General features: G+C 59.4%; 9 protein-coding genes. 4 read left to right on the top strand and 5 right to left on the bottom strand.

The features are described from left to right. The 5 genes from ACK8OE_RS18715 to ACK8OE_RS18695 form a co-directional block, all read right to left on the bottom strand. Window positions 1–279, bottom strand: a complete 279-nt coding sequence (locus ACK8OE_RS18715) for a VirB3 family type IV secretion system protein (RefSeq protein ID WP_410273887.1) — start codon at window positions 277–279, stop codon at window positions 1–3. 47 nt (window positions 280–326) lie between these two features. Next, window positions 327–632 carry a TrbC/VirB2 family protein gene (locus ACK8OE_RS18710; RefSeq protein WP_410273850.1) on the bottom strand — a complete coding sequence of 102 codons (306 nt, stop codon included), beginning with the start codon at window positions 630–632 and terminating at the stop codon, window positions 327–329. Between the two features lie 271 nt (window positions 633–903). Beyond that, window positions 904–1,422: a hypothetical protein gene (locus tag ACK8OE_RS18705; RefSeq protein ID WP_410273849.1), complete on the bottom strand. Its 519-nt coding sequence runs from the start codon at window positions 1,420–1,422 to the stop codon at window positions 904–906. After that, window positions 1,419–2,267 (bottom strand): AAA family ATPase, encoded by an 849-nt coding sequence (locus ACK8OE_RS18700; RefSeq protein WP_410273848.1) that lies wholly within the window; start codon window positions 2,265–2,267, stop codon window positions 1,419–1,421. Before ACK8OE_RS18700 ends, ACK8OE_RS18705 begins: the two co-directional genes overlap by 4 nt. Before the next feature lie 259 nt (window positions 2,268–2,526). Next, entirely contained in the window at window positions 2,527–3,573 is a 1,047-nt protein-coding gene (locus tag ACK8OE_RS18695) for a replication initiator protein A (protein WP_410273847.1), read from the bottom strand. Between the two features lie 946 nt (window positions 3,574–4,519). Between ACK8OE_RS18695 and ACK8OE_RS18690 the strand changes: the two genes are divergently transcribed. The 4 genes from ACK8OE_RS18690 to ACK8OE_RS18675 all read left to right on the top strand — a co-directional run. Next, window positions 4,520–5,458 carry a toprim domain-containing protein gene (locus ACK8OE_RS18690; RefSeq protein WP_410273846.1) on the top strand — a complete coding sequence of 313 codons (939 nt, stop codon included), beginning with the start codon at window positions 4,520–4,522 and terminating at the stop codon, window positions 5,456–5,458. Between the two features lie 37 nt (window positions 5,459–5,495). After that, window positions 5,496–7,514, top strand: coding sequence for a hypothetical protein (locus tag ACK8OE_RS18685; protein ID WP_410273845.1), 2,019 nt, complete (start codon window positions 5,496–5,498; stop codon window positions 7,512–7,514). 117 nt (window positions 7,515–7,631) lie between these two features. Continuing rightward, window positions 7,632–11,864, top strand: a complete 4,233-nt coding sequence (locus tag ACK8OE_RS18680; RefSeq protein ID WP_410273844.1) for a strawberry notch-like NTP hydrolase domain-containing protein — start codon at window positions 7,632–7,634, stop codon at window positions 11,862–11,864. A gap of 69 nt (window positions 11,865–11,933) precedes the next feature. Continuing rightward, a partial coding sequence (locus ACK8OE_RS18675) for an ArdC-like ssDNA-binding domain-containing protein (protein ID WP_410273843.1) occupies window positions 11,934–12,569 on the top strand: 636 nt, incomplete at its 3' end.

The following is a 12,569-nucleotide window of genomic DNA, read 5'->3' as shown; positions in this document are numbered from 1 at the left end:
TTAAGCCCTCCGCTTATAACGAAGTGCCGAATAGGAGATTGCGCCCCAGTGACTGAAGCCAGCACCATGTCGGACTCGCATCCGAGCGCGCAGGAGGATTTGGCGCAATCGCTGATCATCGCGCCGGGTGATCTCCCGCATCGTGACGATTAGCGGAACATAGATCACCATCAGGACGAGGGTCGCGTATCCGCTGAGTAGGTAAAGCAGCCACATCCCGACGACCAGAAAGGCTCCGGTGGTTACGAGAAAGGGAATCAAGGGCACCCCGAAAAACATCGGCGGGCGGGTCGATCCCCTAAATATCGGATCGCGATACCCCTCCATCAGTTGATTAGCCATCCGGCTATGGCAGCCGCGCCACCGACAAGGACAGCGCCGATGACGATGTTGGAGACCTCCGACCACTTAGCGTGCTGGAACCCCATCTTGTAGCCGGCCCAGGCGATCATGATGGTGAAGGCGACGACACCGATCCCGAGGAGTGCCGTCTTGACGTTTTCCAGGACCGATGTGAGCTTTTCAATTTGGGCGAAGGCCGGAGACGCAGCGAGCATAAGCACGCCGCTAGCGGCTAGAATTTGGGGCATACGGGGCCGTTTGGCCCAACGCGGCTGGGAGCGCGCTACCATCTGGAATCTCCTGAATTGTCTGAAGGGCAATCAACTCAAACTATCGCTCAATGACGCTAGGGCAATCGCGTGCCGATAGTCAAGCAACAATTACAGGTTGGGCTTCGTTTCAACCATATAGGGAACTGCCAGTAAGATGTTGCGACCTCCGAGCTGACTGGTGGAGGCTCGCCTAGGTCCCGATCCGCGGCCTGAGACGACGAAAAAGGCCGATCCTTTCGGATCGGCCTTGATTATTCGCATTATTTGCTAGTGAAAAATGCGCTTAATTCTAAATATTCGAAAACACGCGTTTGGCTAGCTCCAGCGTCTCCTTATCGAGCGGCATACGCTTATAGCGCTTTTCCTCGTAAACCTTCCGTGCGAAGGCCACGAGCGCTTCCTCAACGATGCTCGCCACTGTGAAGTCTCCACCAGCGATGACTTTGATCAGCTCATCATGCTCTTGGCGAATACGCACTGACATTTGCACCGTTCGCTCTCCCTTGGGGCGTCCCTTCCCTTTGGCTTCGATCTCAATAACCTTCGCCACCTTTGCTTTTGGCGATTTTGGCGGGGCTTCGGCTTTAGCCGCAGGTGCGGGTTGCGGTACGGCCGCAGGCTGGGTCGCGGGTTGAAGGGCGACTTCTGACGGGGCGACGTAATTGACTGATGCCGCCGCCTCCCTGGTCTTGCGCTTTAGCTCGTCGCGGTCAACGCTCGGTGCTGGAGTGGCCTGAGCCGGTGGCGCGTCGTCGAGCCAGTCCTGAGCTGTGCCGAACGAATATCTGGACCCTTTGTCGCCGCTCATGCCACCTCCCCCTTCTCTTCATCGGCGCGCATCTTTTCAACGATACGACTCGCCTCCCCATCAACCATCTCGTTTTCGTCGGAAGCCAGGTCCACGGTTCGGCGCGCTGCTTCGCTGATGACCGCGCCGATTGCCTGTTCGGCAGCCTCTGTCGCTCGGCCAGCTTCACTCGGACGCAAACCGACCATAACCGCAACGTTGTCCGCAAACAGATAGGCTTCTTCGTGGGCCGCCTTTACCTGTTTTTCGGAGACACCTTCGAGGCCATAGATAGTTCCGCCTTCCATAAGGACACGGCGGTAAATCTCCCGGTCGACGAGGTGTGCGGCCATTGGGATATTGGCCCGGTCGAATGTCGCCTTAACATCGTAAAAGGTTCGAGAGCGAATAGCGCCATTCAGGCCATTGATCACGATGCAGTAGCGCTTCTCCTGATTGATGGCCCGCTCAATTGCGCGAATGGCCTTGATCGTCTTGCTGGCCTCAACCCCGTCGGGCTCGCTTGGGCGCACAGGGATAACGGTGAGCATCGCTGAAGACATAGCCAGCGTTCCAAGCGCAGAGGCCCGCCCCTCGACATCTATCAGGATCAGGTGATGGCCGGCAGCGCGTGCGGCGTCGATCGAATCCATAAGTTCGTCTTCGTTTCGAGCCTTATAGGGCGTGACGTTTGCCGGCTTCCCCGCCTTTTGCGCCCAGCGCCAGACCGTTTCGTTCGGATCGGTGTCGATGACGGCGACTCGCCCGCCTTCATGGGCGAAAACCGATGCGAGGATGATCAGAGCCGTGCTTTTGCCCGATCCACCCTTGGATGTCGCGAAGCTGATTACCGGTGCGCTCTTCATCACATTCCTCTTCTCTTAATCAGGCCTATAATTACGCGATATAGTTAATGCCTCTTTAACCAGCAAAAACTTCAGGCGAAGTTTTCCACGACAAAAATTCGCAATATGCCGATTCTGCTTAAAATGCAAAAACTAGCCATAAATTATATAAATGCGAAAACTTCTCTTAATGACAACGCATTTTTTAATTCATACGAATTTATATAATTTTCAGCATTATTAGAACATTTGGCATTTTTGGAATTTTCCGCATTTTTCACTAGCGTTTATACGGCCCCCGCTGCTTCGCGAAGGTGACGAAATGGGCGTCGGCATTCTGAACCTCGATCGCCTTGGATGTCACCCAGTCACGCCACTCCGCTTCGAGCGCATAAATGTCCCAGCCCTTCGCATGCTTCTTGGCACGCTCCCGGGCTGAATCGCTGACGATAAGACCCCGCTTTGCAGGGGAGGGCAGGGCGCCCCCCTCTTCCCGGCGATAGATATCCAGAAAATCTCCGTCAAACGCGAAGTCGTATTCAGGGATATGCTGATGGCTCGCATTGTCGCTGACGATTTTTGAAATCAGACGGCGAAACTCGTAAATGCTACTCTGGCTGCCAGCCTTCTCCTGAAGGCGTTGCAATCCAATCCGGAAGCTCTTTTGATGTCCACAGTGTTTACGGGCAATTTCGTAGAGCCGGCGTTCCAGGGGTTTTCGAAGCCGAAAGTAGTCACGATGGAGCGTCAGAAGATCGCGTCCCTTGGCCTCGATCGCGTCGAAGAGCCAATTCGACAGCGTGATCTCGACCTCCTGCATACGCCCATCACGCGTCTCACGAACGATGGTCGCGTCTGCGATGAGGGAAAAGACGTTCCATTGTTCCTTCCCCCCCATCTGAATGTTGGTTTCTATCTGCGTCCCCTGCAGGCGCTTTAGCGCCTGTTTGAAATTCAGGTATCCCCGGCCCGATACGTCCCGGTTTGTGACGACCATCAGGTCATGGGGGTTGAACCGCATGGTGCGGCTTACCTTCCGACCTTCATTGATCCGCGCCATCATCTGCGAGATGCAGTAGATGAGGATATCGCGGTCATGGACCGTCGCGCGTCCGATCGGGGAGGGGCCTATGTTTACAAAAATGTCCCCGTGTCGGTATTCTTGGGATTCCATGTCGGGTTTGGTCGCCAAGGTGAACAACGGGTGTTCCATGGACGCCTGATCGCCCTTAGGCGTCGCGTCAAAAATGTCCGCAACAAAGAAATCGGGTTCCGGGTGTCGATCCGGTAAGAGCGGCGATCTCGGGTTTAAAGGCAATTCAGACATAGGGACCGTTCGTGTTTTCACACAAATTTGAGTGGCAATGCACCCGGGCTTTCAATGGAACCAACGCCCGATTCGTGTTTTCACACAAATCGTGCAAACTTCGTGCTTTCACACAGATCAAGGTCGCAGGGTTCATTCGAACTAAACCTGCTAAACTGTCCGATGATTCGTGTTTTCACACAAAAACGGCGCATAAACCGACGTTATGACCATTCGTGCTTTCACACATTAAATCCGCTGTGGATAGAAACGCAAGCGATTCGTGTTTTTACCCAACAGGATTCGTGCTTTCACACACATCCATTCGTGTTTTCACCCAAACAGCCGTCCGAAAATACCAACTTTTCTTCATTTAAATCATGAATTTAAAAAATTCGAGTTTCCTCTTAACTCTGACTCTAACATATCTATAACCCTCACGCGCGCGAAGCCCCTGTGGAAATTTCAACCGCCTCAGCCGCCTGCACCGATCATCTCCGGCCTCAAAAACCATCCCATTTCACACCGTCAGTGTCCGTGAAACGCACAGTAGGCTCTCCGACGGGAGAGACATTGTCCCGTCAGCGCTAAGACGCCTGAAACTCGCGCTTGAGGCCTACTACAAACTTCGTGTTTTCACACAGAAATACTCGGGTCAGCGTTTTGGTGATTTTCCACCCAAACCCTACCCAGCTGCGATCGCATAGAGCGCCAGCCATTCGTGTTTTCACACAGAATTGGAGCGTCTGAGTAAGACGCGTGATTCATAAATAAAACCATCGACTTAAAAGACAGACCTAAAGTCGGCTAAATTCGTGTTTTTACCCAAAAATGAGCCCGCCCCGCCGGACGACAGGGCCAACCCTCCCGGTAAGGCGACGCACGCCCCGCAAACACCCCCATTCGTGTTTTCACACAGAAAACCGATACCGAAAGAACGGGTGAGGGCCCCTCCTGCAGAACATCCATGGAGGGAAAAATGTCGCTCAGAAAGATCGTTCAGACCGCCGGAGGCATCCTATATGCGAACGGAACCAAAGCGCTAATTCCGGCACCCGGACACAGTCAAACCGACCGCTCCGCCTCCCTTATGATCAGCCGAAACGGCAAGGTGATCGTCCATAGTTTCGGCGGGGCAACAATTTCAGAAATCCTCGCAGACCTGAGATCGCGCGGCCTCGTTAACCAACAGGGCTATCCGTCCGAATCATTTGGCACCGCCGTTGACGTACGGTCGCCGCTTTCGGACCCCGCTAGGACCCGGCGGGCATTAGACTTATGGTCACTCGGCCACAGAATACACAACACGCCCGCAGAAGCCTATGTCCGTGGGGAACGGGCCATCAGACGCCCTATCGAGCACATCTCCAGCCTACGCTACCTGTCTGATTGCCCACTTGCCGTCTATGACGAAGCCTGCCGGCGCACCGCGCGAGCCCTTCTTTCTCGTATCGAAACTAAGGATGGCAGTCTCTGCGGAATAGAGATCACCTATCTCACCGCGTCGGGGTGTCGGAACACGAATATTCGAACCTCTCGCAAGATAGTCGGAACGGTCCCATCCGGCGCCATGGTCGCCTTAGACCCCATAGCCGAGCACATGGTCGTCGGAGAGGGCGTAATGACTGTGCTTTCGGCGAGCGAGCACCTCCAATTGCCAGGTCAGGCACTCCTGAGCGTAACCAACCTGACCCGATACATCCCGCCACCGGCTGTGCGGCATCTGACCATTGCTGCCGATAGAGGACCGGTCGGCGAAGGCGGAGCGCGATCCCTCCTAGAACGCCTCAAGCTGACGCTCAATTCGGTCGAGATAGTTCTGCCGCCGGCACCCTACGACGACTTCAATAGCTGGGCGCAGGCCCTGAAGAAAGAAGAGGGGAGGGCAGGGAAGGGTGACGTTTGATCGGGGATGGGCCCCGAAAGCGTCTGGAGTTCAAGCCATGACCACTCAGTCCTCAACCACTCTGAAACCCATCACCGTCCGCCTCGGCGCTCTCGATATTGCCGCCGAGAACCCTCGCTATCTCGAAGGGCCCGACGACCAGATCCCTGATCTGGCCGAAAGCCTCGATCCCAAGGGGCCGGGCCTGCTGATCCCGCTTTTGGTCCGTGCTGGGACCAAGTCCGAAAAGCCCTATATGGTACTCGATGGCCGTCGCCGACTGCATGGATATTGGCATCTTTTGGCCAATGATCGGGTCAGCGAAGACCTCGAAATCTCCGTCCTCGTCTGTGAGGGCAAGGATGCCATCGCGGCGGCCGCCATCACCGCCAATATCGCCCGCTTGCCGGTTAAGCAGGCCGATCTGGTGCTGGCGGTGCGTGCACTGATCGGCAAAAAGCTGAAGGTCGAACAGATCGCGCGCGCCCTGTGTGTCGAGGTGGGTATCGCTCGCCGCTATGTCGGCGTCGCCCGTGCAGACATGGACGTTCTGATGGCTTTCCGGGACGGCCTGTTCGACTTCGCCGTACTCAAGCTCATCGCCCGTCTCTCCCTGACCGAACAGCGCACGATGGCTAAACACGCCCGCGCCAACGGACGGCTCTATTCCAGCTTCGTGCAGGACTATCTCGACGCCGCAGGCTTTTCGGCACTTTCGCCACTTATGAGTTTCATCGGTATAGACGCTTACCGTGAAGCTGGGGGCCGGGTCACCTCCGATTTGCTGGGTGAACTGCCCGACACCTGCGTCGATATCGAGACCGCCCATAGGCTCTGGACCGAAAAGGTCTCACCGATCAAGGAACTGCTCGAAAGTCAGGGGCTTGCGGTCTTCGTCGTTGCCAGTGAAGACTACGATCTCGGCGATGAATATACTGACGCCCCCTATCGCTACCGTCGCAGTGCTGATCTGGAAGCCGATATGAAGGCCGCCGCTGCAGGGCTTTCGGCCGCCAGGGAGGCTCTGGCTCAGTCGGAAGATCCAAACGCAATCGAACTGTGGACCGGTATGGCTGCCGCCGAGTTCGATGTCGCACATGCCAAGATGGCCCCGATGGCGGTGCGTGCGGCGATCCTTTCTATCGGTGCGCGCCAGGCGCTCGATTTCGAGTTCGTCACGACCGATGAAGACGTCGAGGCGTGGCGTGAAGCCGAACGCAGTGCGGCCCCTGAAAGCACGATAGCGGCCACTAAGGTCGCCGACCCTATTCCGGAGCGCCCGGTCGTGGTCGATACCTCTGATCGCGGTAACGCCTTCCACCGCGCCGCGACTGACGCCACTGTGCGCGGTTTCCGCCGTGCTCTGGCCGATAACTTCATGCCGGCCCTAAAACTGCAAATCTCGACCCTGTTCCAGCAGGTCGTGCTGGTCGAAGGCTACAATGCCGATCTGAACCGGGCGCTCGCCGTCTCTTGTCGTCGCAATATCCAGTCGGACAGCTTCGGCGCCATTCCAGGTCTCGACAGGGACCTGGTCGACAGACTGCTGGCCTACCGTCAGGACTTCCTCGACAGCGGGCTGCGTCCCTACCCGTGGGTGTCGCAGCTACCGTTCGCGCGCATTCAGGATCTGCTGGCCCTGATGACCGCCGCCTCGGTTGCCATTTCTGAGGATCGGGTGGATGGCTTGCGCCGCAAGGCGCGCGCCGAGGTGCAGGAGGTGTCCGAGGAGATCGATTTCGACCTGCGCACCTACTGGTATCCGGACGGCGAGTTTTATCGCAAGTGCTCCAAAGCCCAACTCCTCGGCTACGCCGAACGTATGGGCTGTGACGTCGAAGAACTTGGCGGATTGAAGAAGGCGGCACTAGCCGATTTCGTCGCGGAAGCGGCCGTTCAGCGCGAATGGCAGCCCTCAGCCTTCAGCTTCACCAACGACGAGCTGCCGCCCGAAAAGGAGCACGAGTCTGTTGCCGACGACGAGGCGGATGAAACGGATACCGACGGTCCAAACGACGATGAAGGGGAAGCAAAATCGGATGGCGACGACGAAGGCGTGGCCGAAGCGGCGGAGTAGGTGAGCGGGGCCTCTGGTTTGCCAGGGGCCCCTTTTCCTTCAGCGTCAGGAAAGAAGAGGGAAGGGCGGGAAGGGATGCCCGAACGGATCGGGTGCAGGTCTTAACTGGAGCCTCCTATGTCCCTCAATCTCTCGCTCTTCGATGCCAAACCCGACAAAGCCGCCTCGACGCTGGCTGCCGCGCGCGCACTGGCCAATCTCCTCTCGCGTAATCGTCGCCTCGATCGCACGCTTGTCCGCGAGGCCATGTCCTTTGCCTTTATGGGCTCCGATGCCGACGGTGTGTGGGCCTGGAAGGATGCCTATGACGCGATTGAGGCGGCGCAGGTATTGCAGGTGCGCAAGCTCGCGGGGCCGTTGTCGCGTCTGGAGGACACGTCGGTCGAGGTCGTCACGGCCTTATCGGGCATTGCGGCGCTCGGCCTGACCCATAGCCGTCGCAGTGAGGAGCAGGTCGCCCTCGATCAATTTTCGACGCCGCTGGAGATCGCGGCTCTGTGTGTGCTGGGGGCTCAGGTTCGCCCGGGTGATGTGGTGCTGGAGCCGTCCGCGGGTACAGGCCTTCTGGCCATTCTGGCCGAAATCTGCGGGGCCAGCCTGCATCTCAACGAAATCGCCGGCCACCGGGCCGAGGTTATCGAGGGATTGTTTCCCTCAGCGGGCCGTACGCGCTTCGATGGCGCGGTCCTGCATGACCGTCTGCCCGTGTCGGGATCGCTCGATGCGGTCGTGATGAACCCGCCGTTCCAGTATCTCGAAGCGCATCTTTTGTCGGCGGCCAAAGCCCTCGCCGATAACGGCCGGGTCAGCGCCATCGTGCCGGCCAGTTTCTTTACGGGTGAGGCTGTTCTGCGTCTGTCGCGGCTGTTTGCCGTCCGCGCCATGATCCTTCTGCCCACTGGCAGTTTCGACAAGCACGGCACCCATGTCGAGACCGGTCTGCTCGTCTTCGATCGGGCGGCCGGGGACGGGGTCTTGCCACCCGTGGCGATGCCGGAAACGCTTGAAGCGGCTATTGGCATCGTACTGGCCATTCCGGATCGTCTGACTGCCAAGGCGCGTATATTCCGCCCGTCGGCGGCAGGCGTTGTGTCGGGCTTGCGTTCAGGGGGCCTCGTGGCGTCTTCGCGCTTCGGCTTCCTGCAGACGACCGATGAAGTGGAATACCAGCCACGCGCTTGGGGCGGATCAGGGGACGATGTCGGGCTCTATAGCGGCTATCGCGTATCGCGTATGGTGCTGGCGCACGCTGTGGCGCACCCGTCGAATTTGGTCGAGTCCGCGGCCATGGGCTCGGTATCGCCGCCGGAGCCTGCCTATCGCCCGCGCCTGCCGCGTACCGTCATCGAAGGCGGGCTGTCAGACGCCCAGATGGAGACCGTGATCTATGCCGGTCAGGCGCATGAAAAAATCCTGCCGGGTTTCTGGGCGCTGAACGAAGCCAAGACCGGCTACGGCGCGGTGAAAGATGATCATCCGGGGGGCTTCCAGCTTCGTGGCGGCTATTTCATCGGCGACGGCACTGGCGTCGGCAAGGGCCGCCAGATCTCGGCCATCATCGCCGACAATGTCGCCCGCGGTCGTGTGAAGGCAGTTTGGCTGTCGAAGAACGAGGAGCTTTTGGAGGATGCCCGGCGCGACTGGACGGCTATTGGCGGATCGCTTGGGGATCTGGTGCCGCAGTCGGGCTACAAGCTCGGCCAGACCATCCGCGCCGACAAGGCCATCCTTTTCTCGACCTACGCCACGCTGCGGGTCGCCGGCCGTCAGGGCAAGGCGTCGCGCCTCGATCAGATCGTTGACTGGCTGGGCGCCGACTTCGACGGGGTTCTGGTCTTCGATGAGGCCCACGAAATGGCCAATGCCGCCGGCGGCAAGGGTAATCGCGGGGTCAAGAAACCCTCGCAGCAGGGGCTGGCCGGTCTGATGCTGCAATATCGCCTGCCCAATGCCCGTGTGGTTTATGTGTCGGCTACGGGCGCGACTACACCTGAAAACCTCGGCTATGCCTGTCGTCTGGGCCTGTGGGGCTCGGTCGAGGCCCCGTTCCTGACCCGCGACGACTTCCTGAAAGCCGCCGATTCCGGTGGGGTGGCTGTCATGGAGCTGATAGCGCGGGAACTAAAGGCGCAAGGGCTTTACACGGCACGCATGCTGTCGTTCGAGGGCGTGACCATCGAGCCGTTGATCCATGAACTGACGCCCTCCAATATCGAGATCTGGGATGCGTGGGCCGAGGCTTTCGAGATCATCCATGCGGGTCTGGAAAAGGCGCTGGAGGCCACGGGTATTACGTCGGATGGTGAGACGTTATCGGGTCAGGCCAGGTCCGCCGCCAAGTCCGCCTTCGCCTCGACCGCCCAGCGCTTCTTCAACGCCCTCCTGTGCGGATTCAAGGCACCGACCGTCATCCGCGCCATCGAAGCCGACGGGGCCGCGGACCTGGCGAGCGTCGTTCAACTCGTCAGCACCAATCAGGCCGTACTTGATCGTCGGCTCGATCAGGTCTCGCCGACCGAGTGGAATGACCTGTCTATCGATCTGACGCCGCGCGATACCGTGACCGAATATCTGCAAAACGCCTTTCCGACCACGTGCATGCAGGTGGTAACCGACGATAATGGTAATGAGGTCACCGTGCCGATGAAGGACGCGACCGGCAACGCCATCGAGTCCCAGGAGGCGCTGGCGCTGCGGGAGGAGTTGATCCTGTCTCTGGCCACTTTGCCCGGCGTGCCCGGTGTGCTGGACGCGCTCGTCCATCATTTCGGGCCCGAACGGCTGTCGGAAATCACTGGGCGCTCACGCCGGGTGATCCGCAAGGACGACCGATTGGTACTGGAGCGTCGTCCGTCGGCCTCGGCACGTACCGAGACCGACGATTTCATGTCCGGACGCAAGAAGGTACTGGTGTTTAGTCAGGCGGGCGGGACCGGGCGTAGCTATCATGCGGACCGCGCCTGCGGCAATCAGCGCCATCGCCAGCACTATCTGGTCGAATCCGGCTGGCGCGCCGATGCGGCCATTCAAGGGATCGGACGCACCCATCGCTCAAATCAGGCCTGCGCGCCCTGCTTTCGCCCCGTCATGACCGACATCCGCGGCGAGAAGCGCTTCTTGTCGACGATCGCGCGGCGACTGGACACCTTGGGCGCCCTTACCAAAGGCGAGCGTCGTAGCGCCGGCGGCGGTCTATTCCGACCGGAGGACAATCTGGAAAACGAATGGGCTCGCCGCGCGTTGCACGCCTTCTATGCGGCCATGTATCGCGGTCAGGTGGCGTGTATGGCCATCAGTGACTTCGAGCGCAAGACTGCTCTGTCGCTGAGGGACGGCGAGGGGTCACTGAAGGAGCCTGATGATCTGCCACCGCTACATACGTTCTTGAACAGGCTTCTGGCGTTGCGGATTACCGATCAGAACGCCCTGTTCGACGATTTCGAGACCCGGCTACGCGCCATTCTGGAAAAGGCCGAGGCGTCAGGCCAGCTCGATAAGGGCGTCGAGGATCTGGTGCCGGAGGCCGTCGAACTGCTGGACGACACCGTGGTCCGGGTCGATCCGACGGGGGCGCAAACCCATCTCCTGCGCTTTCGGGTCAGCGAGAAGCGCCGTGTCGTATCGGTGTCGGACATGCAGGCGCGCTTCGAGCGCTGGCCGGAGACGCGTTTTGACTATGTGCGCAACGACAAGTCGGGTCGGTTTGCACTGGTCGAGCACGGCATCACCGCGGCGGGCGACGATGATAGCCTCTTCCCGGCGGTACGTCTCTATCGGCCTGTGGGCTCGGAAGTCGTCTTCTCGACCACCTATGCGGAATCCAACTGGCAGGTCGTCGATGAGGCCGTTTGGACGGAGGGATGGGCGGACGAGGTGGCCGCCATCGATCCGCTGGTCCATTCCGAGCTGTTTCTGGTTGTGGGCTTGCTGCTGCCGATCTGGAAGCACCTGCCGGACAAGGGCTGTTTCGTCAAACGCCTGCGCGCGCCCGACGGTCAGACCTGGCTTGGCCGGGTTTTGAAGGAACGCGATGCGCTGGACCTGATGCGCAAACTCGGTGTGGCGATGTCCGACACACTGCCGGGGGGCGAGGCGGCGCGTGATCTGGTCATGCGTGATGGGGTTCAGGTGCGCCTGACCTGCGGTCTGCGGCTCAAAAAGTCTCTGGTGATGGATCGCGCGCGGTTGGAGGTCGTCTCCCTCGACCTCTCGGAGATCCGTCGTCTGAAGGCTTTGGGCTGCTTCGTCGAGATCATCAATGGTTCCGCGCGTGCATTTGTCGGCGATGACACCGTGCTGGCGTCGGTCATCGGTGCCTATCCGGTGCAGGAGGTGCTGGCGGCGGCCTGATCAAAGAAGAGGGGAGGGTGGGGCTCGGTGAGCCCCGGATGGTCCGGGGTGAATATGGGAGATTTCCACATGTCCGTTTCGAAACCCACCCTTCTCGACAACGCCCTGCAATCCATCATCAACGAACTGGCCAAGGGCACGGCGCCGTGGCGCAAGCCTTGGAAGACCGTGCGTCCGTCCCTGCCGTTGCGGTCGACCGGCGAAGCCTTTTCCGGCATGAACGCCATCCTGCTATCAACCATTCAGATGGCGCACGGCTACGCCTCGCCCTACTGGCTGACCTACAATCAGGCGGTGGCGCAAGGGGCCAGCGTGCGCCGGGGTGAGCGCGGCTCGCCTGCGATCCTCTACAAGGTCAAGGTCGTCGATGGCGGCGAGGGGGCTGGCGGGAGCGACGGTAGTGAGGGCGGCGAAGGGGACGGGGATCGCGTCTTGCGCTTTCTCAAATCCTACGCCGTCTTCAACGCGGCTCAGATCGACGGGCTGCCGGATATCTTCTATCCGGAGGCGGCTGCGAGCGGCGAGCGGTCTTTCGAGCCCCTGTCGCCGGCCGTCGTTTCCATCATTGCGCATTTCCCGGCTCCTGTGGTCGTAGGTGGTGATCGCGCCTGCTACGTTCCGGCGGCTGACCGGATACATATGCCGCAGCGCATATCCTTCGAGAGCGATGCGGATTATGTGGCGACGCTGTTTCATGAGTACACT

The organism is Asticcacaulis sp. W401b (genome assembly GCF_046503825.1).
Lineage (GTDB): Bacteria > Pseudomonadota > Alphaproteobacteria > Caulobacterales > Caulobacteraceae > Asticcacaulis.
This window is presented reverse-complemented; position numbering and strand designations above follow the sequence as displayed.